The organism is Pseudoalteromonas holothuriae (genome assembly GCF_945859825.1).
GTDB lineage: Bacteria > Pseudomonadota > Gammaproteobacteria > Enterobacterales > Alteromonadaceae > Pseudoalteromonas > Pseudoalteromonas holothuriae.
Map to the genome: position 1 here is coordinate 34,894 of NZ_CAMAPC010000021.1, position 20,421 is coordinate 55,314.

The following is a 20,421-nucleotide window of genomic DNA, read 5'->3' on the forward strand; positions in this document are numbered from 1 at the left end:
TTATTTTAAGTCAGTATTAATATTATGTTTGTTGATGACTTATTAATACAAGATATTGATAAAACTGGTACTCGTATAAAGCGAGTGATAATGTAACCTTTTCAAAGGCCTATACTTTTGATAATGAGGCACAGAAGAAACGAACTAAACTAGGAGGGAGTATGTCGATAGAAAAAGCGCGTATTACGCTATGTAATATCAACAAAGCAGATTATCCACAAATTAAAACCTTAATGGATGAGGCATACCCTGATTTAGGTGGCGCATGGCCAACCCATACAATATTTAGGTTGATAGACCAATTCCCAGAAGGTCAAATAGGTATTTTAGACGAAGGCCGTTTAGTTGGTTTAGCGTTGAGTGTACAAGTAGATTATCAGCGTTTTTCTAATCCACATACCTACGATGAAATTGTGGATGCACACAACCGAGTGTTTAGTGACGGTAATGGCGATGCGTTGTATGGGTTAGATGTGGTGATTGCAAAAAGCCATCGGGGCATGCGTTTGGGCCGACGCTTGTATGATGCTCGAAAAGAGCTATGCCGACAGTATAATCTGCGCGCTATTTTAGCGGGTGGACGTATTCCTCGCTATACCAATCATTGTGATGAAATGACCCCCATGGAATATATTGACAAGGTTGATCACAAAGAGATTTATGACCCTATTTTAAGCTTTCAGTTGGCGAATGACTTTCAAGTAAAGCGACTATTAAAGCAGTACTTACCAGAGGATGAAAATTCAGAGGGCTATGCTACGCTGCTTGAGTGGAATAATATTTTGTTCCAGCCAACAGATACTGTTATTGACACTAAAAAAACCATTGTGCGAGTTGGTGCTGTGCAGTGGCAAATGCGTGAAGTCTCCTCAGTTGAAGAACTTATGCGCCAAGTAGAGTATTTTGTTGATACAGTCTCTGAGTATCAAAGCGATTTTATTATCTTTCCAGAGTTTTTTAATGCGCCGCTGATGGGCCTACAAGAACATCGAAATCAAACCGAAGCAATCCGCTTTCTAGCTGATTATACTGACCAATTTAGAGAAGCTATGTCGACCATGGCGATTGAGTATAATGCGAACATTATAACGGGGTCGATGCCGTTGATGGAAGATGAAAAAATTTATAATGTCAGTTATTTATGTCATCGAAGCGGAAAGGTTGATGAACAGCGTAAAATTCATATCACACCGCATGAAGCTTATGATTGGGTAATCGAAGGTGGCGATGAAATTGGCGTGTTTGAAACCGATGCCGGGCGAGTAGGTATTCAAATATGTTATGACGTGGAGTTTCCTGAGTTGAGTCGAATTATGGCCCAGCGCGGTTTAGATATTTTATTTGTACCATTTTGGACGGACACTAAAAATAGCTATTTACGAGTACGTCATTGTGCTCAGGCCAGAGCGGTTGAAAATGAGTGTTATGTAGTTATTGCAGGCAGCGTGGGTAACTTACCTCAAGTTGATTCATTAGATGTGCAATATGCGCAGTCAGCAGTACTTACGCCATCAGACTTTGCGTTTCCACATGATGCAGCACTTAATGAAGCAACACCCAATACCGAAATGCTGTTATTCAGTGACTTAGACCTTGATAAATTGAAGTTACTGCATAGTGAAGGCACTGTGCGCAACCTCAAAGACCGACGAACTGATTTATATCAAGTGACACTAAAGAAAAAAGTTAACTAAGCATCACTAAAGCAGCGGCAATACCAATTAGGGCTAAACCCAAATTGTCGCTTGCTTTTACAGGTTGTTTTAACCAAAAAATAGCAATGAGCATGGTAAAGAACACTTCTATTTGACCCAGCGTTTTAACATAGGCGACATGTTGTAAGCTCATGGCGCTAAACCAACCCACAGACCCTATAAAGCTTGTTAAGCTAGTGGCACATGTGAGATTGCGCTTTTGCCATAGAGCTTGCCAAGTGTGGGCTTCTTTAAGGGTAATATACAGGCTTAAAATGATAGTTTGGGTACACAGAACAAGCAACAGCACCCATGCTGCACTGTGTAAAAATGGTAACCCGGTTACTAAACTGGCTTCTCTGACTGAAAGTGAGGTCAGGGCAAATGCACTGCCACAAGTCAGACCAAGCAAAACTGTTTTAGCTTGTATTTGCTTTAAGTTAAAACCACTGAGTAACAATACTGCGATGGCGCCAATGGCAACACCTAGCCAGCCAATCAAGGATAGTGTTGAGCCAAACAGCAGCATGCCTAATATTGCTGCCATCAGCGCTTCGCTTTTTGCTAAACCCGCACCAACCGCGTAATTATTTTGTTTAAACAACAGTACCATGAGTCCGGTAGCAATAATTTGCATAACACTGGCGCTTGCGATGTAGCCAATAAGTGAGTTACTAAAGGTGAGAAGGGGCGCGTTTTGAAACTGATATAGACACAGTAAATACATCAAAGCCAAAGGCACAGCCAGTAAAAATCGAGCTAGTGTGACTCCCGCGATACTCACGGTTTGACTCAATTGGCTTTGCAGCGCATTGCGCCATGCTTGAGAAAATGCTGCTAAAATAGTAAAAGCAATCCAAGCCATTGTCTATCCAAATTATTTTCTTTGAGTGTAACAACGTCTGGTATTTGCTGCTATTGCATTTTACTCATTCATTGAGTGTGAGCTTATACACTGCGACAATCTGTCGCAGTGTATTTGTACTGAATTGATCGTATTATTTTGTTGGATGCTACACGACTTAGCCGCCTGAGAATTTTGGGCGGCTTTTTTATTTGTGGCATGATAGAGTGAACATTGAAAAACTAAATCACTCAAGGACTTGGCATGACGACTATTCTAATCTGCGCGTTAATCGCGGTTATTCTTCCTTACCTTGCAAAAGCCCCACTGGCAATTGCCATGAATAAACTTGGGGGTTACGACAATCAACACCCTAGAGCGCAGCAAACACAGTTAACAGGCTTTGGCGCTAGAGCGCTGGCAGCGCACCAAAACTGTTTTGAATCATTAGCGGTTTTTGCGGTTGCTGTGGCCGTGGTATTAGGCACCAATACAATAGGTGCAACTGTGCAGTATTTGGCGATAACACATATTGTTGCGCGCATACTCTACTGTTTATTCTACTATTTGAACTTACATGTATTGCGTTCACTCGTTTGGGCGGTGGGCACAGGCTGTGCCATTGCGATGATAGTGGTGAGCTTGTAAAAAGAATAAGCCAGCATGCAGCGCTGGCTTTGGTTTTTTAATGTGAGACACTGATCCGCTCATGGTTTACTTTTTTCTTGTCAGCTTTCGATTGTGGGCTTAATGCATAATCTAGCTGGACTATATGGCGTTCGCTGGTATGAGTGGCGCCACTATACTGCCACTGTCTTAATGCGTTGATGGCACTTTTCTCAAATACCGCGTTTGGCTGAGCATCGATTACTTCAATGTTGTTGGTATGGCCACGCTCATCAATGGTAAATTGTAATGTGACATACCCTGATATGCCCGCATTGGCAGCTTCAATTGGATAAAGCGGCTCAATACGCATAATGGGATGGGGTTCATTAACCTGTTTGTTCGCTTGAATTTCATTGGGCTTTGACAGTGCCATCGCGCTTAGTGAACAGCAAGCTAAAGCAATAACTAAGCATTTAGCGCCCAGTGATGTATTTTTTAAATTTTGTAAGTGTGTCAGTCTTTGTTTCATCGTGCTCTTATCTCCATAGAACGAGTATGCTAAGGCGCTATTGCGATTGTTTTTTGCGCAATGTACGAGCGCTTTTGCATACATAAGTTGTTGATGTGTTGTTTTTTGTTGTAATACAGTTTCATCACATGCCAGCTCTTGTGTACGGCGAAAGCTTTGATAGCCAAGCCATAGCAGTGGATTAAACCAGCAACTGATACAAAGTAGCAGTAAGGCCATATTCGCTAAATTATCGTAGCGCTGGATATGCGTGTGTTCGTGTTCAAGCAACAGTTTGAGCGTGTCTGGCGCAAATTGCTTTTGGTAGTCTTTTGGTAAAACGATACAAGGCTGCCACAAGCCCACTGCCATTGGCGTGCTCAGCTTAGCGCTCACAAAGATAGGCGACTTATAATTCAGATCACCAGTAGGCTCTAGGTTGAGTGTTTTGACAAACTTGTAATGCTGCCAAAACACAAACATCAGTAATGAGATAGTCACTATTAAATACAACAAGGTTGCATTTAGCTGCCAAAACCCAGAAACCTGACTGGTTTGTGGCGTTACTTTAAAATAACTGATGGCCTGACTGGTGATTGGCTTTAATTCATTCGGTAAGCAAAGCGCAATAACACTCAATGGCACCATCCACCATAACGCGTAAACTAGCCGAGCGCTTAGCCAAGTCGTTGCATATTTTTGTAATAGCATTAAGGTGACCATGATTGCGCTGATAACAATTTGAGTATTGAAGTTAAGTAGCCACTCAGCGTAGAGATATAGCATATTACTTTCCTTGTTTTTGTTCCCACTGCTCGATGATCTGTTTTAACTCATCAATATCTTGCTGAGATAATTGCTCTGTTTTAGCAAAGCCACTGACCAGTGGGGCAATTCGGCCTCTAAAAAAGCGCTCTAAAAAACTGACGCTTTGCTTTAGTGTGTATGCCTCACGGCCAATAGCGGGGGTATAAATATATTCTCGGCCTTGCTTTTCAAAGCTCACGGCTTGTTTTTTAACTAAACGACCAACCAGTGTTTTAATGGTTTTTTCATGCCATTGGGTATCGTCACTTAAGCGCGCGATAATATCGCTGGCTTTGGCTGGGTGGCCCTGCCAAAGCGCTTCCATTACTGCAAATTCAGCTTTAGAAAGTTCAATCATATTTATTGCCTACAAGTGTAATCTTAATATTTAGATTACACCTGTAATCAAAACTGTCAAGGGTGTTTTTTAATCTAATTTCAACGCAGCGGGGGTAATGAGGTGATAGTGGCTTTCTAACAGTGTGTTGGGCAGGTTAAAGCTGGCAATACGCACGCGATGCAAGTCAACCACCCGATAGCCACAGTATTTCGCCATTTTACGAATTTGTCGGTTTAGCCCTTGTTTAAGCACAATCTTAAATTGCGTGTCACTGAGTAGGCTCACTTTACAAGGTAAAGTGAGTTGCCCATCAACAACAATACCCGAGGCCATTTTTTGGCAAAACTTGTCATCTAAGGAGCCATCAACCGTTACCCAGTATTCTTTTTCTACGTGATGATCTGGGTGAATAAGGCGCTGGCATAATTCACCATCGTTTGTAAGGAGTAACAAACCTCTAGAGTCTTTATCTAAGCGGCCAATGGGGTATGTTCGGGTGCCTGTTGGCAAATGGTGAATAAGGCTACTCGGGTCATTCTGATTGAGCTTGCAGTCTACGCCAATCGGTTTGTGATAGGCATACAGCACTTTTTTGGCTGGTCCTAGAACGGGCTTTCCCATGACCATAATGCAGTCTTGCTCGTTCACATGATCAATGTGATTGGCGGGGCGGCCATTGACCGTTACATCGCCAGAGTCAATGAGTCGTGATGCTTGGCGGCGAGAACAAATGCCAGCATGGCCAAGGTATTTGGCAAGGCGGGTAGGTTGGGTCATGTAATAAATGCTTTATCTAACGTAATGTTAAGTAGCATAATACATGCAAAGTTTATTGTAGTGATCAACAATCAATACACCTTAATAATTATGCGTTAAGATAATGATTCAAAATTAGGAACAAGGACGTTCGTTTGCAATGAAAAAAGCCATATTTACTCTCGCCATTGGCGATAATCCAATGTATCAAGCTGCAATTTTGAGCTTTAAGTATTACGCCGAAAAAGTGGGGCGGATTTGGTCGTTTCAGAGCAGTTACATTTCCCAATCAATATTTGTGACGCTAAATATGATGCAAACCCCGCTTGGGCTGAAAAACTCAGAATTGGTGAGTTACTCAAAGAGTACGACAGAGTACTGTACTTAGACGCTGATATTCTGGTTGCACCTAATGCTCAAAATATTTTTGAGCAATACCCTGATCCTGAAACCATATATATGCTTAATGAAGGCGCGGTGTGCGATCGTCAGCTAGAACGTCAACTAATTGAAGAGAAGCTAGGTCGCATCAGCTGGCCTGCAAGCAATGGCTGCTTCACTTATTATAACGTGGGCGTAATTTTAGCCTCTAAGCCATGTCAGTTATTTGATTATGCAGATCTCGACGGGTTGCAATCGGTATGTAATCACATTCGTTTTTATGAGCAAACACTCTTTAATTATCATATTTTTAAAAACAATTTGCAGCATAAAGAATTGGCAAGCAATTTTAATCGTATGGATATGTTTGGTCAAGAAGACTACTTTGAAGCAGACTTTATTCATTATGCAGGCAAAGGGTATGCTAAAAATAACCGCCGCCGTGATGTACAGTTCCTCAGAGACTTTGCTAAATTATACAGCGGTATTGTGCCCAACAAAGAGATTGCACAATTACAGACAAATGCGTGGGAACGCTTTTTAGATACTATCTATAAAAAATATCCATTTCCAAATTGGCTTATTAAGCTGTGCAGTGAGCGTTTTGTACCGCGCTAGCGTAAATAAGTGTGCTTGCTTACTAAGTTGCTAAGCAAGCACATCAGATTACGTTGCTACATTACGTAAAATTTTCCCTATCGCAACTTTAAAATCACGCTGATGTGTTATGCCCAAGTTATTCAATCGTGAGTCGGCCAAAGCACAGTTATGAGGTCGAGCGGCGCTTTGGCTTGGCTGATCAATCGGCTCTAGCAGTGTGCTTGAGTAACCTAAAATATTCGCCATAATATACGCCATCTGATATTTACTCATGGCTTGGGTATCAGAAATATGGAATATCCCCCCCAAGTTTGCTGGGTGTTTCAGTAAGTCCCTTAGCGTGAAGGCAATATCTTCGACATGCGTTGGGTAACGCACCGCCCAATTATCGTGTTGGGTTTTTTCTGTGGCACTGATTTGGGTGGCTATTACCGACACCGCTGACTCTGCGAGTTCTGCCACGTCACCATACAACACAGGGACGCGAATAATACTATGTTGCTTTGATTGTGTTATTACCGCTTGCTCGGCTTGCTGTTTAGTGCGCCCATATAAGTTTAAAGGCGCTGTTTGAGCAGATTCAAGATACGGCGGTGCTTTACCATCAAATACATAGTCGGTGCTGATAAATATAAAATGAATACCTCGCTGCGCGCATTGTTTAGCAAGAAACTCGCTTGCGGCAACATTAAGCGCAATGGTTTGCTCGGGAGCCGCTTCGCACACATCTGGTTTGCGTTCAGCCGCGGCATGAACGAGAGCGTCTGGTTTATGATGCTCTAAAAAATCGATAACAGCGTGTTGATTGCCTAAATCGAGTGAGTGCAGTGGCGCTTTGGCTCGACTAAAGCCGGTGCCAATCACTTCAAAATCATTGATGAGGGTGTTATACAGTGTGCGACCTAGCAATCCAGTAGCACCTGTGATCATAATCTTTTGCATAGCGGCTGCTCCATAATAGCTGCAAAATGGGTAAAGAACAGCCGTTAGCTTAACAACATTAAGCTATTGAAAAAACATAATTATGTGTTGGCTGGTTGTGAGGGGGTGGCCATTATTATTATTTTTTATGCCAGCCAAACTTTGTACGTTAAAGCCACAATGAATACCGCCGTTACGCGGCGGTATTAAACCGCCATATTATGCGTTATAGGATATTTAACTGTTTGATATTGCTTATTTCTATATCAGCGAGACCTTGGTACTGATATTGGCAGTCTTGGTTATTTAGCCAAACGCTATGGCATTTTGCATTATTCGCGCCCTGAACATCGGTATCCAGATTATCGCCAATATGAAGTATGTTTGAGTGCTTGACGTTTAATTGCCTAGCGGCGTTATCGAACAGGTCGGGGTAAGGTTTAGCACGACCATCTTTTCCTGCCTGTAGCACCAGTGAAAATACCCCTGCGAGGTTAAACTCATCGACTTCTACATTACCGTTGGTTATCGCTATTAAGGTATAGCGCTGTTTTAAATCAGTGAGCAGTGTTAAAACACTCGGGCATACTGTAATTTGGCTTCGAGCTTGAGCAAAGGCTGCATAGGCTTGCTGGGCATGCTTGGTAGCTTGAGTGTGATTAAAACCACATGCCAATAAACCAATATAAAGTGCCTGTTGCCGCCATGCCGTGACATCATGGGCAAGTTCAGGGGTTTGTTGTACTGCTTGGTTACGACAGCGAGACCAAAAAGCAGCATCTTGATGAGGCCATTTTGGGATTTGTAATAGATAATCGGCCTGTGCTTGCAGTGCTGCGCGAATAATAGGATGGTTGTTATATAAGGTATCGTCTAAATCAAAGCTGAGTACTTTAATTTTGCTAATAGCACGGTTAAATCGCATGGTTATTGGCCCGTTGTTATGTTGCTGTTTAATCTTTAGTTTGGCGCTTTTTCGCCCTAGGGTGTGCTTTATCATACACTTTAGCAAGGTGTTGAAAGTCAACATGGGTATACACTTGTGTTGCAGATAAGCTGGTATGGCCGAGCATTTCTTGTATAGCACGTAAGTCTGCGCTTGATTCAAGCATATGGCTGGCAAATGAATGGCGTAATTTATGTGGATGAATAGGCGTACTAATGCCTTGTTTAAGTCCCCATTCTTTCATTCTTTCGCGCACATGGCGAATAGAGATACGTTGCTTTCGCCGACTTAAAAATACCGCCACTTCACCTTCACTAGCAAATTGTGGTCTTACTTGTAACCAAGCTTCAAGTGCGCTCAGTGCTTTTGAGCCAACAGGAATAACCCGCTCTTTGTTGCCTTTGCCCAGTACGCGCACTTCACCTTCTCGCACATCGCCGATATTGACATTAACTAGTTCACTCACTCGAAGTCCACTTGAGTACATTAACTCCATCATGGCTTTATCTCTTATTGCCAGCGCATCATCAGCATTAATTGATAGCAATTGTGCCATCTGATCTACATCGAGGTTTTTCGGTAAGGGCTTATCAAATTTTGGGCCTTTTATGCCTTCGCCAGGGTTGGTGATTGGCGTTGCTTGTTCGTGCTTGGTTTTTAAAAATTTATATAAACTGCGAATACAACTGAGTTTAAGGTTTATACTGCGTGGATTATATTGTTGAGCACGTAGTTTCATACTAAAACGGCGGATCATGTCGCTACTGACCGTTAACCAGCTTGTTGTTTGCGTAGAAAAATAATCTGCTGCTTGTCGTAATTGCAGGCGGTATTGGCTGAGGGTATGCGCAGAGTATTGCTTTTCGTAGCGCAGGTGATCCATAAAGCTATCGATAGGTTGTAGCCATAGATTATCGAGTCTATCCGCTTCTGGCATTATCTGCTTTAAGCCAATGAACTTAGGCGAACATGTAAAGTCGTTACAAACTCTTTCATGAACAAATTATCGTTGTTTGGTGAAAAGTGTTCGGGGTTATCACTGGCAAAGGCAAGTAACGCGCTTGGTTTATTTATATCGCCAATGAGATAGAGCGCCACGGATTGAACATTGTTGTCATTTGGCCAAAGTGTACGCAGCTCATTTTTTGATAAACGACCCAAATAACTGGCATTTTTTTTAAGGCGAGCACTAACCAGTTCACTGAACTGTTCATGATATGGGAGTAATTGGCAGCTCATAATATTTGCAGGCCGACACAGTGTATCGGTGAGTTGCTTTGCAAGTTCATCAAAGCTTGTACAGTGCCAAAGTTGACGTTGACATTCACTCAATAGCTTAAATATTTGTTCGTTTTCTAGTGCGCTTTGCGCAATTTCATTGAGCTGCTTTTTTAATTCGTTATTTTGTTTTCTAAGCAAACGCTGTTGTTGCAATGCTAAATTAGGTAAGCCTTGGCTTTTGTCATGCAAGTTCATCTGGAGTAAAACATAAGGGTGTTTGAGTAAAAAGTCAGGGTAATGACTTAAATAATCACATACTAATTGTTCATTTAGGTCATTTATTTTACTCATGATATACCTTTTGTGTTGTTACAAAGAGATTTGTCCATCGAACACATGCTCAGCCGGGCCTGTCATTTTTACACTGTGTCCTTCACCTTGCCAGCGTACCTGTAAGGTGCCGCCCGGCAAATCGACACGAACGGTATTGGCTAATTTTTTTTGAGCAATACCAATGGCTACAGCAGCGCACGCGCCACTGCCGCAAGCTAGGGTTTCTTGCGCACCGCGCTCCCATACTCTGAGTTTTATATGCGCTTCATTGATGATTTGCATAAAACCTACATTAGCACGTTCAGGAAAGCGTTCGTGGTTTTCAAGTAAAGGTCCTAATGTTTCTACCTCGGCATCAGCAATATCGTCTACCTCAATTACACAATGGGGGTTACCCATTGAGACCACACCACAAAAAACGGTGTGTTCATCAGCGCGCATAATGTAGGTTAGTTCAGGTTTACTGGCTTTAAATGGAATACTACTGGGTGCAAAATGTGGGCTACCCATATTGACCGTTATTTGGCCGTCTTTTTCTGAATATAGCGTAATATTGCCAGATTTGGTGGAAACACAAACTTTATGGCGATTGGTTAGGCCTTTCATGCGTACGAATCTGGCAAAACAGCGTGCGCCGTTACCGCATTGCTCAACTTCGGTGCCATCGGCATTAAAAATACGGTAATGAAAGTCGAGCTCAGGTGAATAAGGTGCTTCAACCATTAGTAGTTGATCAAAACCCACACCAAAGTTTCTATCAGCTAGCTTTTTGATTTGATCTCGAGACAAAAATACATTTTGGGTGATGTTGTCAACCACCATAAAGTCATTGCCCAAGCCATGCATTTTAGAAAAATTTACAAACATAATGTTCTAATACAACTCCTAATGCGTTTACTTTGCCATGCTAAGGGCGCCGCGTCATTAATAAATTAAGGTAGCAGGTGTTCACCTTGCCATAATGACGACAGGGATTCTCTTTGTCTTATTACATAGCAAGTGTCACCATCTACCATCAGTTCAGCAACACGTGGGCGAGAATTATAATTTGAACTCATCGTAAAGCCATAAGCCCCAGCGCTGCGCTGCGCGAGTAAGTCACCTTCTTGGATGGCTAATAGGCGATTTTTACCAAGAAAATCACCTGTTTCACATACTGGCCCTACGACATCATAAGCATGTATTGGGGTATCGTCATCTCGCGGATTAACAGCGATAATACTTTGCCATGCTTGATATAATGAAGGTCTGAGCATATCGTTCATGCCCGCATCAACAATGGCAAAGTGTTTATCTTGAGAGCGTTTTAAGTATTCGACCTTGGTGACCAAAATGCCTGCATTAGCCGCAATTGCACGACCCGGCTCAAATACCAGCTCTAAGTGCGGGTATTGCGTGAGGCGTGCTTTTACTTGCGCGGCATAAGCGCTTGGATGTGGCGGCTTTTCGCTATCATAGGGTACGCCTAAGCCACCGCCAATGTCTAAGTGTTGTAATTCAATTCCAGCACTTTTGAGCTGTTCAATCAGTGCGATTACTTTGTCTAATGCCGCTAAAAATGGGTCTACCTCAGTTAACTGCGAGCCAATATGAAAATCAACACCAACCACATCAATACTTGGCAGCGCATAAGCAAGTTGGTAAACCTCAAAGGCTTGTTTTATATCAATACCAAATTTATTTTCTTTTAATCCAGTGGAAATATAGGGGTGGGTTTTGGCATCAATGTCGGGGTTTACACGAATAGAAACGCGGGCAGGCACTCCCATATCAGTTGCCACTTCACTAATGCGCTTTAGTTCAGGGGTTGACTCAACATTAAAGCATTTAATGTTGTGCTGAAGCGCAAACGCAATTTCATCCGCTGTTTTTGCAACGCCTGAAAATACCACTTTATCGGTATCTCCACCGGCCTCTATTACTCTTGCCAGTTCACCTTTAGAGACAATATCAAAACCAGCACCTAAGCGAGCCAACACGTTAAGTACGGCAATGTTTGAGTTAGCTTTTACGGCATAACAAACGAGGTGGGGGTGGCCTTTTGCTGCATCGGTAAATGCATGATAGTGTCGTTCTAAGGTTTTTCGTGAGTAGATATAACAAGGTGTGCCATGTTGTTTTACAATATCTGCGACACGCATTTGCTCTGCAAATAGCTGTTTATCTTGGTATTGAAAAAAATCCATCTAACCTTCCTGCTGCTTGATTTGGGTCTGGGTATCTTGTGTTGGCTCAGCGTTTGGCTTGGGTTGAACTTTATTGGTTTGCTTTGTACTTTGTTTGTCGGGCAAATAAAGAGGCCCGCTTTGTCCGCAGCCAGCTAACATAAGCGTAGTGAAAATTACGAAAAAGAATAAGCTAGATTGAGAGAGTGTCGCTTTCATTAGATTAATGGTGTCTGTGCCTTTATAATCGCAGAGTAACAGAATTCGCAAAAAAAGCAGCTATTGTGGGCAAGTATTTTCTTCCTTATATAGCTAAAACTTTGTACAAATGAGGGATACCGAATGACTGATTCCGAGTACCACGAACTGGCTGAAGCCTTGATGTTCACCATAGAAGAGCAAATTGACGATTGTGATGCTGACTTAGATTATGAGTCTGCAGCAGGTATTTTAGAAATAATTTTTGCTGATAAAAGTAAAATAGTGATCAATAAGCAAGCGCCTTTGCAACAGGTATGGGTGGCAACTAAGTTTAATGGTCATCATTTTGAACTTCATGGCGACAAATGGATTGATAACCGCTCAGGCGCAGAGTTTTGGCAGTTTATGTGTGATGCGGCGACCCGCCAAGCAGGCTCAACTATTGTATGGCAGCATAGCTAATGTTGCCATTTGTAGAGTACGCTGCAAAAGGCGAGCACACAGCCAGCATTATTTGGCTACATGGCCTTGGCGATTCAGGTGAAGGTTTTTTACCAATTGCCCAAGAGCTAAAATTGCCTGATGATTTGGGTGTGCGGTTTATTTTTCCTCATGCACCAGAGCAAGCAGTGACGATTAATGGCGGTATGGTTATGCGTGCGTGGTATGACATAAAATCATTAGATTTAGATAATCGTGCAGATGAAAGTGGTGTAAAAGCATCAGCTAAAGCGGTTGAAGCGCTGATTCAAGCTGAGTTGGATAAGGGGATTGCCGGCGAAAGAATTATTTTAGCTGGTTTTTCACAAGGGGGGGTTATTGCTCTGCATCTAGCGCCGCGCTTAGCATTTAAAGTGGGTGGTGTTATGGCATTATCAACCTATATGTGTGCACCACAAAAACTGGTTGATGAAGCAGTGCAACCCGATTTAAATATTTTTATGGCACATGGCAGTCACGATCCGGTGGTGAGCATGTCTGCTGGGCAGCTGGCTCGAGATACCTTGCAGCATCAAGGTTATCAGGTAAGCTGGCAAGATTACCCGATGGAACATCAAGTATGTTATGAAGAACTCGTCGCAATACGTGAATGGCTAATGGCGACACTGTCTTAATTAGGAGCTGCAACAATGACACAAAGGATCGTTATTAAAACGGCGGTAAATAGAGTCCCACAAACAAACGCTAAAGTAAGTTATCAATGGCATTGGCGGCGAATATTTATGGCTTCTAGTGTGGTGTTATTGTTTGCAGTTGCTGTAATGTACGGGCTGATGAATTCGGTTAATGCTGATGAAATACAACCTGAACAGACTAGCGTTAAGCCTAAGCTGCTTTCTCAAGTTCCAGTGCAAGTCAACTCTACTGCAATAAGTGACATAGTTGTACCGCTTGAGTCTGAGCAACAGACTGAGGTGTCACAGCAATTAGAACAACAATTTGTTGCGAAAACAACTCAGCCATTAATGTCGACTAATTTTGATGGGATAGACCAGTCATATTTGGAGTCAAGTGATGGATCAGAGAGAGCTATTGATGCTTCTACTGACGCTGACCAAGATGTGTTTGATGAGCAAAAAACAGAGAATGTCTTTGCAGAACATGCAACTATCACTAACGTGGCCTTAGGCGCACAGATTGATAGTAATTTGGTATCACGTGCCGTGTTGACAACAGGTGTGCTCAACAGAGAGCCCATTGATGTACTTAAAGATAATTTAGAGCGCGGAAAGTTTGCAGAAAAATTATTTTTCTTTACGGAAATTAATAATATGCAGGACCAAACCGTACAGCACTTGTGGTTTCATCAAGACCAGCTTATGGCTGAAATTCCACTGTCTATTAGTGCAATTCGTTTTCGTACATTCTCGAGTAAAAATATTATGCCAAGCCAAACAGGGCCATGGCGAGTGGAAGTAGTGACTGAGCAAGGGCAGCTTCTGGCACAAAAATCTTTTCGAATTATTTCATCGGCCGACTAATTGGCTAACAAAGGTTAATCATGACACAACAACATACTTTGCGTATCGCAACCAGAAAAAGTGCACTGGCATTATGGCAAGCTGAATTTGTAAAAGCGCAGTTGATGCATTTTCATCCAGAACTGAATGTAGAGTTGGTTCCTATGTCTACACAAGGCGATATTATTTTAGACACGCCGCTGGCAAAAATTGGCGGTAAAGGACTATTTGTTAAAGAGCTTGAGCAAGCCATGTTGGATGGTCGTGCGGATATTGCTGTGCACTCTATGAAAGACGTACCGGTTGAGTTTCCGCAAGGGCTTGAGCTATATACCATCTGTGAACGAGAAGACCCACGAGATGCATTTGTGTCTAATACTTATAAAGATATTGAATCGTTGCCACAGGGGGCTGTGGTGGGTACATCTAGCTTACGTCGCCAATGCCAAATTAAAGCGCTACGCCCAGATTTAGATATTCGCGACTTACGAGGCAATGTTAATACACGCTTGGCAAAGCTCGATAATGGTGACTATGATGCCATTATTCTAGCCGCCGCAGGCTTGATAAGATTAGAAATGCCAGAGCGTATTGCCAGTTTCATTGCGCCAGAGCAATCATTACCCGCCAATGGACAAGGTGCTGTGGGTATTGAATGTCGTAGTGATGATGCATTGACTAAACGCTTACTTACACCGCTTGAGCATACCGAAACACGTATACGCGTGCTTGCAGAGCGTGCGATGAATCGCCGTTTAGAAGGTGGTTGTCAGGTGCCAATTGGTGCTTTTGCGCAGGTTAATGGTGAGCAAGTCTTTTTACGCGGTTTGGTTGGGGCATTAGATGGTAGTGAAATATTACGAGCGCAAGTGACAGGTTCAAGTGAGCAGGCAGAGCAATTGGGTGTTGAACTTGCTGAAGAGCTGCTTAAGCAAGGGGCTGATAAAATTCTTGCCGAAGTTTATAAAAACGCCTAATGATGCGAATTGCTATTACTCGCCCTGAGGGTAAAGGACTGCAGCTTTCACAATTGCTGAATCAGCAAGATATTTACAATGTACACACTCCGGTGTTGCGTATTGTACCTTGTGAGCTCAGTCCCAATGAGTTAGCACCATTGCAAGAGGCTGACATCATTGTGTTTATTTCACAAGATGCGGTTAGGCAGTTGGCATTGCGAGTAAATACTTTACCACAAAGTGCGCAATTATTTGCTGTGGGCGAGCAAACAGCACTGGCTATTCACACACATTTTTCTCGCCATGCTATCACGCCAAAACAACAAGATTCAGAAGGGCTATTAGCGCTAGCTCAATTGCAACAGCTAGAGACAAAGCAAGTCGTGTTGGTAAAAGGGCAAGGTGGACGCGCACTATTAGCCAAAACAATGAAGCAGCGTGGAGCCATTTTAAATATGTGCGCTGTATACAAACGCGTTGCGCAACAAAGCACCTCCGATGTCTGGTTAGACCACTGGCGAAGTGAGCAGATTGACGGTATAGTCATAACCAGCAATGCAGCGATAGATGCAATATTTGATTGTCAGCATACTGAAAATTTAACGTGGTTGAAAACACGCCTCTTTTTTTTGGTAAGCCAGCGCAGTGCCAGCTATTTAGAAGACTCCTACGGGGTGGAATCGCAACACATTCATGTTGCCAGTGGGCCAGGTGATCTGGCGATATTTACCAGTATAGTGCCAAACCAACATCAGCAAGGTAGCCATATGAGCGAGCAAGACACGCAATCTGAACCTGTACAGCAACACGTTGAGCCACCAGCAACTCAACCAATTTTTAAACAAAAAGTCAGCAAATTAGCAGTGTTAGCTTTGCTGGTTGCCATGGTTGGCGGCGCTGCTACAACAGGGTTGATTATTCATGGCCAACAGATAAGTGATAAAACTTATGCTGCATTGGCTCAGCTTCGTGCTGATAATACACAGCTGAGTGAGCAATTAAAGCAAACTCAAGCGCAGTTGATTGGTTTAAAACAACAACAATTGCAAGTGAATAAAAATATTGAGCAACAACTGGCCTTACAAACGCAAACGGTTGATGCACAGTTGCAAGCGGCTCTATCACAAGCAAAACAGCAGATTAGCCCAGCATTAAACAGCGAAGTACACTACTTACAGCGTATGGCGCAGTTTAAAGCCAATGCAGAGCAAGACTACCAAGGTGCCATCGCGGTGTTACAACGTTTGTATCAAGTCGTACAAAACGAAGTGGATAATACAGCATTATTAAGCGCAATAGCGACAGACATTGCCACTTTACAAGCGCAGCCTAAACCTGCTTTTGAAGCGCTTTACATGCAACTACATGGGATGTTGCAGCAAGTTGATGATTTAGCTTTGAAAATGTTGCAATTGCCTGAGCTTAAGCCGCAAATTGATAATCAGCTATCCGGCGATGTGGGTGACTTTAAAAGTAATTTTAAGAAAACTTGGCAAGCTCTAGTGGATGATTTCATACAAGTGAGAACGCGAGAAATCGCTGTGATAGACCCGCTTTTAGATGCAGAGCAACAACAGCTGTTGAGAGCGCAACTGCGAAGCCACCTTTCACAAGCTCAAACCGCACTTATGGATAAACAAGCCAGTATTTTTTTTAGCGCATTAGAATCGGCTGAAGCAACCTTAGTACAGTTTTATAATCCACAAGACAGTGCTGTGCAATCAATGCAAACGAGTTTAGTAGCGCTACTGCAAGCACCACTGAAGTTCAGTTCGCAAATTAATTTACAATCGGCGACGGCAGTTAAGGAGTGGCTACAATGATTAAAGCACTCATGGTGATAGCCATCGTTGCTTTAGCTATGGCTGCGGGGCATTTGCTGATTGATGAAAAAGGCTATGTACTCATTGCCTTTAATGATACAACGATAGAGGGCACTATCGTTGCCTTTGTTATTATGCTGCTGATAACCGTGTTTGGCTCATGGCTGATACTTAAAGTACTAACATTTAGTTGGAGATTGTATCGTTCAACGACCGGGCACTTTAGTAATAAAAAGCACGCTAAGTCTGAGCAGGCGCTCACCGATGCTATTTGGGGAGTACTCAATGATGATGCGCATATGGTGCAAAGTGCTTTTGCGAAGGTGAATGCACCGACTCAGTGGCAAGATCACCAACATGGGTTGCTTGCTAAAGCTGCATTGCAATCTGGCGAACAAGCGCAAGCTTTACAACATTTGCAAGCTATGTCAGATGATGCACAAGCACAAGTGCCTAAATTATGGTTAAATGCCAACCAATCTGAGCAAGCTTTGGCATTGCTATCTCAGCCAATGCAACAGAAAAAGCCGAACGCTGCGGCGGTGAGTAATTACTTAGAAGGTTTATTGCATGAGCAGCAGTTAGCACAAGTAGTGAGTACTTTATCGAGTAAGCATAAGCAGCTGGATTTGAGTGAGCCCCAATGGCATGGCTTTTTTAAGCGCTTTTTCGACACAGCAAAGCAAGAAGCGACAAGTTTTTTTGCGCAATTACCTAAAGCTGTTCAAGCACACGCTCAGCTAGCTTATCTTCAGAGCGTCGCCAGTCAGGGCAAGTTATCTAATGTGCATGAGGTGCTGATCAAGTTACTTAAAAAGGGCCAATATAAGCAGTTAGCTCAGGTGTTATCCCATGCCAAAGGAGCGGATGTAAAATTGACGCAAGCAATTCAAACAAGTTTAAAAAAACAGCCAGAACACAGTGAATTGTTATTTTGCTTAGCTTGTATGGCGAATGCAGAAGGAGACTTTGAATTAGCTGCAAAAATATTTGCTAGTTTACCAGAGCAAGACTGGCAAAGTTACTGGATAGACCCTGCACTGCACAGTTTTGAGCAAACAGGGCAATTTAAGCGGGCCTATCAACTGGCCCGTCATCAATGGTAAATTATTTTTAAGCCAGCGAAATGCTGGCTTTTTTGTACTTGCATAAATAGCAAGCAGTGTTATACCAATCGACATAAATATTTAATCAATTTTTAGAATTAAATTTCACGCTAACTGCGTTAGGAATTTATCATTTAGAACAACTAAATAGCAAAATTTCTGCCTTGTTATCGAGCAAATTTTTTAGCTAAAAATAGACTCCTTTTTTAAGACGATTGGTATGAAAAATGGACATGTGTCCTTGATCTTTATCTATGGGTGCGTATGATCCCAAAAATTTTATCTGCAGCCGAGTGACCTATGATCAATAAAACTTTACCTTTGCTTGATTTACACCGCCACCTTGATGGAAATGTACGTGCTAGTACAATTTTAGAGCTTGGCCAGAAATTTAACTTACCCCTGCCAGCACATGATTTAGAAGGGCTACGTGAGCATGTGCAAGTCATAGATAATGCGCCCGATCTTATGTCGTTTTTGGCGAAGTTAGACTGGGGTGTCAAAGTACTGGGTGATTATGAAGCATGCCGGCGTATTGCTATGGAGAATGTGGCAGATGCACAGGCTCAAAATCTTGACTATACCGAGCTGCGTTTTAGCCCTTATTACATGGCACAAAGTCATAATTTACACCCACAAGGCGTGACGGAAGCGGTGATTGATGGCGTAAAAGCAGCCACTCAAGGCCAACATATTAAAGTAAATCTAATCGGCATAATGTCCAGAACCTATGGCGTAGAAAAGTGTCAGTATGAACTCGATGCACTCTTGGCATGTAAGAATGATTTGGTCGCTGTTGACCTTGCAGGTGATGAAATAGGTTATCCAGGGGAGCTGTTTGTTGAGCATTTTAAACAAGTGCACAATGCATACTTAGGGGCAACCATTCATGCAGGTGAAGCGCGTGGTGCTCAAAGTATTTGGCAAGCTATCAAAGAGCTGGGTGCAACCCGTATCGGTCATGGTGTTAAAGCCATTGAAGACCCTAAACTTATGGATTACTTACGCGATAGTTGTATTGGTATTGAATCATGCTTAACCAGTAATATTTTAACCAGTACAGTGAGCAGCTTAGAAACGCATCCGCTAAAGCAGTTTTTAACTCATAATATATTGGCATGTATAAATACTGACGACCCAGCTGTACAAGGTATTGAATTAGAATATGAATATCAAGTGGCAGCGCCCAAAGCAGGTTTAACGCAAGCGGATATTGAAAAAGCACAGCGTAATGCTCTAGAAATAGCTTATCTAAGTGACTGCGACAAGCAAGCGTTAATCGCACATTATTAGAGAAGTTAGGAACATATAAAAAACGCGCCAATTGGCGCGTTTTTTATATCGATGAGATTGTACCAATGTTATTAAATTATTGATTATTTAGCGGACTAAATGACTCATGCAGAATAACTATGTACTGAAATTTTGCCATGCTACTCGGTCATTTATCTATCAGTATTAGCTGATAATTTATTTAATAAACGCAAACGCGTCTGCATACATGTGCTCGCGCTCAGCACCGTGATTGATAAAGTCGTCACGTACAATGCCAATCATGTCAAAGCGACCAGCCATATAAATACAGTAAGGTTCAAGTGAAACAATGTCTTTCATTACGGCCTTATGAACATAGCCGGTATGACCACTCCAAGAGTCTGACGCATTTTCAACCACAGGAATAAACTGAAAGTTTTTACGGCTGGCAGCCCAAGCTTCCATTTCTTGCTTTGCATACAATGCCGATGCCTCTTTCACTCCCCAGTAAAATAGTACTGGTTGGTCAAAATTGATTTCAGCGAGGTGATCAGCCATTGATTTTACATAAGAGAAACCAGTACCTCCTGCAAGTAATACAATGGGGCGCTGCTTATCAATGCGTAGCTGAGATACACCTAAGCCAACTTCGAGTGTCACTGAGGCAGTGTTTGTATGTGCATCTCGTAAATGTTCTAGAGATTGCATGGCATATGAATCAGCGCCAGAGGCACCAATGTGTAACTCTAACTCATTGTGTAAAGAAGGACGGCTGGCGATAGAAAAAGCTCGCTTATCTTTTTCACCTAACACTAATTGTAAATAGTGGCCAGCTTCAAATGTCACAGCCACATCAGGCTTAAGTGTCACTTTGTGAACAAATTCTGTAAGTGGACTAATCGCGGTCACTTGCGCTTTTACTAATTGCATATTTTACCTTTCGCACGGCGGTTAATTTAATCACTGTATAAAGTATCGGCACTTTATCACAG

General features: G+C 42.5%; 22 protein-coding genes. 10 read left to right on the top strand and 12 right to left on the bottom strand.

Annotated features, from left to right (window positions below; translation table 11 throughout):
- Window positions 1-161 precede the first annotated feature (161 nt).
- Window positions 162-1,694, top strand: coding sequence for a carbon-nitrogen hydrolase family protein (locus OCI93_RS18390; RefSeq protein ID WP_261595049.1), 1,533 nt, complete (start codon window positions 162-164; stop codon window positions 1,692-1,694).
- Here OCI93_RS18390 and OCI93_RS18395 read toward each other — a convergent pair.
- Window positions 1,687-2,559, bottom strand: coding sequence for a DMT family transporter (locus tag OCI93_RS18395; protein WP_261627001.1), 873 nt, complete (start codon window positions 2,557-2,559; stop codon window positions 1,687-1,689). The genes OCI93_RS18390 and OCI93_RS18395 overlap by 8 nt on opposite strands.
- Before the next feature lie 243 nt (window positions 2,560-2,802).
- Here OCI93_RS18395 and OCI93_RS18400 point away from each other — a divergent pair, with 243 nt between their 5' ends.
- Window positions 2,803-3,186: an MAPEG family protein gene (locus tag OCI93_RS18400; protein ID WP_261595051.1), complete on the top strand. Its 384-nt coding sequence runs from the start codon at window positions 2,803-2,805 to the stop codon at window positions 3,184-3,186.
- Window positions 3,187-3,223: 37 nt separating this feature from the next.
- On the opposite strand, the gene OCI93_RS18405 is transcribed toward OCI93_RS18400, so the two are convergent.
- The 3 genes from OCI93_RS18405 to OCI93_RS18415 form a co-directional block, all read right to left on the bottom strand.
- On the bottom strand, window positions 3,224-4,441 hold the full coding sequence (locus tag OCI93_RS18405; RefSeq protein WP_261627002.1) for a M56 family metallopeptidase: 1,218 nt from the start codon (window positions 4,439-4,441) through the stop codon (window positions 3,224-3,226).
- 1 nt (window position 4,442) lies between these two features.
- The gene (locus OCI93_RS18410; protein ID WP_261627003.1) at window positions 4,443-4,820 is read right to left on the bottom strand and encodes a BlaI/MecI/CopY family transcriptional regulator; all 378 of its coding nucleotides are present in this window, start codon (window positions 4,818-4,820) and stop codon (window positions 4,443-4,445) included.
- Between the two features lie 69 nt (window positions 4,821-4,889).
- Window positions 4,890-5,579: a pseudouridine synthase gene (locus OCI93_RS18415; RefSeq protein WP_261627004.1), complete on the bottom strand. Its 690-nt coding sequence runs from the start codon at window positions 5,577-5,579 to the stop codon at window positions 4,890-4,892.
- Between the two features lie 237 nt (window positions 5,580-5,816).
- Here OCI93_RS18415 and OCI93_RS18420 point away from each other — a divergent pair, with 237 nt between their 5' ends.
- The gene (locus OCI93_RS18420) at window positions 5,817-6,557 is read left to right on the top strand and encodes a glycosyltransferase (protein ID WP_261627005.1); all 741 of its coding nucleotides are present in this window, start codon (window positions 5,817-5,819) and stop codon (window positions 6,555-6,557) included.
- A 48-nt stretch (window positions 6,558-6,605) separates the two neighbouring features.
- Here OCI93_RS18420 and OCI93_RS18425 read toward each other — a convergent pair whose 3' ends face one another.
- The 7 genes from OCI93_RS18425 to lptM all read right to left on the bottom strand — a co-directional run bounded on the left by OCI93_RS18425 (window position 6,606) and on the right by lptM (window position 12,344).
- Window positions 6,606-7,481: a dTDP-4-dehydrorhamnose reductase family protein gene (locus tag OCI93_RS18425; RefSeq protein WP_261627006.1), complete on the bottom strand. Its 876-nt coding sequence runs from the start codon at window positions 7,479-7,481 to the stop codon at window positions 6,606-6,608.
- A 205-nt stretch (window positions 7,482-7,686) separates the two neighbouring features.
- Window positions 7,687-8,385, bottom strand: a complete 699-nt coding sequence (locus tag OCI93_RS18430) for an HAD-IA family hydrolase (protein WP_261595058.1) — start codon at window positions 8,383-8,385, stop codon at window positions 7,687-7,689.
- 28 nt (window positions 8,386-8,413) lie between these two features.
- Window positions 8,414-9,343 (bottom strand): tyrosine recombinase XerC, encoded by a 930-nt coding sequence (gene xerC, locus OCI93_RS18435; RefSeq protein ID WP_261595059.1) that lies wholly within the window; start codon window positions 9,341-9,343, stop codon window positions 8,414-8,416.
- A gap of 8 nt (window positions 9,344-9,351) precedes the next feature.
- Complete coding sequence (locus tag OCI93_RS18440; RefSeq protein WP_261595060.1) at window positions 9,352-9,978, bottom strand: DUF484 family protein; 627 nt, start codon at window positions 9,976-9,978, stop codon at window positions 9,352-9,354.
- Window positions 9,979-9,996: 18 nt separating this feature from the next.
- Window positions 9,997-10,827, bottom strand: a complete 831-nt coding sequence (dapF, locus tag OCI93_RS18445; RefSeq protein ID WP_261595061.1) for a diaminopimelate epimerase — start codon at window positions 10,825-10,827, stop codon at window positions 9,997-9,999.
- Between the two features lie 65 nt (window positions 10,828-10,892).
- Window positions 10,893-12,146: a diaminopimelate decarboxylase gene (gene lysA, locus OCI93_RS18450; protein ID WP_261595062.1), complete on the bottom strand. Its 1,254-nt coding sequence runs from the start codon at window positions 12,144-12,146 to the stop codon at window positions 10,893-10,895.
- Window positions 12,147-12,344, bottom strand: coding sequence for an LPS translocon maturation chaperone LptM (gene lptM, locus OCI93_RS18455; RefSeq protein WP_261595083.1), 198 nt, complete (start codon window positions 12,342-12,344; stop codon window positions 12,147-12,149). It abuts the gene before it with no gap.
- A 123-nt stretch (window positions 12,345-12,467) separates the two neighbouring features.
- Between lptM and cyaY the strand changes: the two genes are divergently transcribed.
- From cyaY to add, 7 genes are all read left to right on the top strand, one after another.
- A complete protein-coding gene (cyaY, locus tag OCI93_RS18460; RefSeq protein WP_261627007.1) occupies window positions 12,468-12,788 on the top strand; it encodes an iron donor protein CyaY in 321 nt (106 codons plus the stop codon).
- Complete coding sequence (locus OCI93_RS18465) at window positions 12,788-13,441, top strand: alpha/beta hydrolase (RefSeq protein WP_261595064.1); 654 nt, start codon at window positions 12,788-12,790, stop codon at window positions 13,439-13,441. Before cyaY ends, OCI93_RS18465 begins: the two co-directional genes overlap by 1 nt.
- Window positions 13,442-13,456: 15 nt before the next feature.
- Complete coding sequence (locus OCI93_RS18470; RefSeq protein WP_261627008.1) at window positions 13,457-14,308, top strand: DUF2914 domain-containing protein; 852 nt, start codon at window positions 13,457-13,459, stop codon at window positions 14,306-14,308.
- A gap of 20 nt (window positions 14,309-14,328) precedes the next feature.
- On the top strand, window positions 14,329-15,264 hold the full coding sequence (hemC, locus tag OCI93_RS18475; protein WP_261595066.1) for a hydroxymethylbilane synthase: 936 nt from the start codon (window positions 14,329-14,331) through the stop codon (window positions 15,262-15,264).
- On the top strand, window positions 15,264-17,069 hold the full coding sequence (locus OCI93_RS18480) for a uroporphyrinogen-III C-methyltransferase (RefSeq protein WP_261627009.1): 1,806 nt from the start codon (window positions 15,264-15,266) through the stop codon (window positions 17,067-17,069). Before hemC ends, OCI93_RS18480 begins: the two co-directional genes overlap by 1 nt.
- On the top strand, window positions 17,066-18,175 hold the full coding sequence (locus tag OCI93_RS18485) for a heme biosynthesis HemY N-terminal domain-containing protein (RefSeq protein ID WP_261627010.1): 1,110 nt from the start codon (window positions 17,066-17,068) through the stop codon (window positions 18,173-18,175). The genes OCI93_RS18480 and OCI93_RS18485 overlap by 4 nt, the downstream gene beginning before the upstream one ends.
- Before the next feature lie 300 nt (window positions 18,176-18,475).
- Window positions 18,476-19,468, top strand: coding sequence for an adenosine deaminase (gene add / locus OCI93_RS18490; protein WP_261627011.1), 993 nt, complete (start codon window positions 18,476-18,478; stop codon window positions 19,466-19,468).
- 177 nt (window positions 19,469-19,645) lie between these two features.
- Here add and fre read toward each other — a convergent pair whose 3' ends face one another.
- Window positions 19,646-20,359, bottom strand: coding sequence for an NAD(P)H-flavin reductase (gene fre / locus OCI93_RS18495; RefSeq protein WP_261627012.1), 714 nt, complete (start codon window positions 20,357-20,359; stop codon window positions 19,646-19,648).
- Window positions 20,360-20,421: the final 62 nt, after the last annotated feature.

What these genes read in the sequence shown, in the direction of transcription:
- OCI93_RS18485 (WP_261627010.1), top strand. Translation starts at nt 17,066, where the DNA reads ATGATTAAAGCACTCATGGTGATAGCCATCGTTGCTTTAGCTATGGCT.
- OCI93_RS18440 (WP_261595060.1), bottom strand. Translation starts at nt 9,978, where the DNA reads ATGAGTAAAATAAATGACCTAAATGAACAATTAGTATGTGATTATTTA.
- fre (WP_261627012.1), bottom strand. Translation starts at nt 20,359, where the DNA reads ATGCAATTAGTAAAAGCGCAAGTGACCGCGATTAGTCCACTTACAGAA.
- OCI93_RS18410 (WP_261627003.1), bottom strand. Translation starts at nt 4,820, where the DNA reads ATGATTGAACTTTCTAAAGCTGAATTTGCAGTAATGGAAGCGCTTTGG.
- lysA (WP_261595062.1), bottom strand. Translation starts at nt 12,146, where the DNA reads ATGGATTTTTTTCAATACCAAGATAAACAGCTATTTGCAGAGCAAATG.
- OCI93_RS18390 (WP_261595049.1), top strand. Translation starts at nt 162, where the DNA reads ATGTCGATAGAAAAAGCGCGTATTACGCTATGTAATATCAACAAAGCA.
- OCI93_RS18405 (WP_261627002.1), bottom strand. Translation starts at nt 4,441, where the DNA reads ATGCTATATCTCTACGCTGAGTGGCTACTTAACTTCAATACTCAAATT.
- OCI93_RS18430 (WP_261595058.1), bottom strand. Translation starts at nt 8,385, where the DNA reads ATGCGATTTAACCGTGCTATTAGCAAAATTAAAGTACTCAGCTTTGAT.
- OCI93_RS18480 (WP_261627009.1), top strand. Translation starts at nt 15,264, where the DNA reads ATGATGCGAATTGCTATTACTCGCCCTGAGGGTAAAGGACTGCAGCTT.
- OCI93_RS18415 (WP_261627004.1), bottom strand. Translation starts at nt 5,579, where the DNA reads ATGACCCAACCTACCCGCCTTGCCAAATACCTTGGCCATGCTGGCATT.
- xerC (WP_261595059.1), bottom strand. Translation starts at nt 9,343, where the DNA reads ATGCCAGAAGCGGATAGACTCGATAATCTATGGCTACAACCTATCGAT.
- hemC (WP_261595066.1), top strand. Translation starts at nt 14,329, where the DNA reads ATGACACAACAACATACTTTGCGTATCGCAACCAGAAAAAGTGCACTG.
- OCI93_RS18470 (WP_261627008.1), top strand. Translation starts at nt 13,457, where the DNA reads ATGACACAAAGGATCGTTATTAAAACGGCGGTAAATAGAGTCCCACAA.
- OCI93_RS18400 (WP_261595051.1), top strand. Translation starts at nt 2,803, where the DNA reads ATGACGACTATTCTAATCTGCGCGTTAATCGCGGTTATTCTTCCTTAC.
- OCI93_RS18395 (WP_261627001.1), bottom strand. Translation starts at nt 2,559, where the DNA reads ATGGCTTGGATTGCTTTTACTATTTTAGCAGCATTTTCTCAAGCATGG.
- cyaY (WP_261627007.1), top strand. Translation starts at nt 12,468, where the DNA reads ATGACTGATTCCGAGTACCACGAACTGGCTGAAGCCTTGATGTTCACC.
- add (WP_261627011.1), top strand. Translation starts at nt 18,476, where the DNA reads ATGATCAATAAAACTTTACCTTTGCTTGATTTACACCGCCACCTTGAT.
- OCI93_RS18425 (WP_261627006.1), bottom strand. Translation starts at nt 7,481, where the DNA reads ATGCAAAAGATTATGATCACAGGTGCTACTGGATTGCTAGGTCGCACA.
- dapF (WP_261595061.1), bottom strand. Translation starts at nt 10,827, where the DNA reads ATGTTTGTAAATTTTTCTAAAATGCATGGCTTGGGCAATGACTTTATG.
- lptM (WP_261595083.1), bottom strand. Translation starts at nt 12,344, where the DNA reads ATGAAAGCGACACTCTCTCAATCTAGCTTATTCTTTTTCGTAATTTTC.
- OCI93_RS18465 (WP_261595064.1), top strand. Translation starts at nt 12,788, where the DNA reads ATGTTGCCATTTGTAGAGTACGCTGCAAAAGGCGAGCACACAGCCAGC.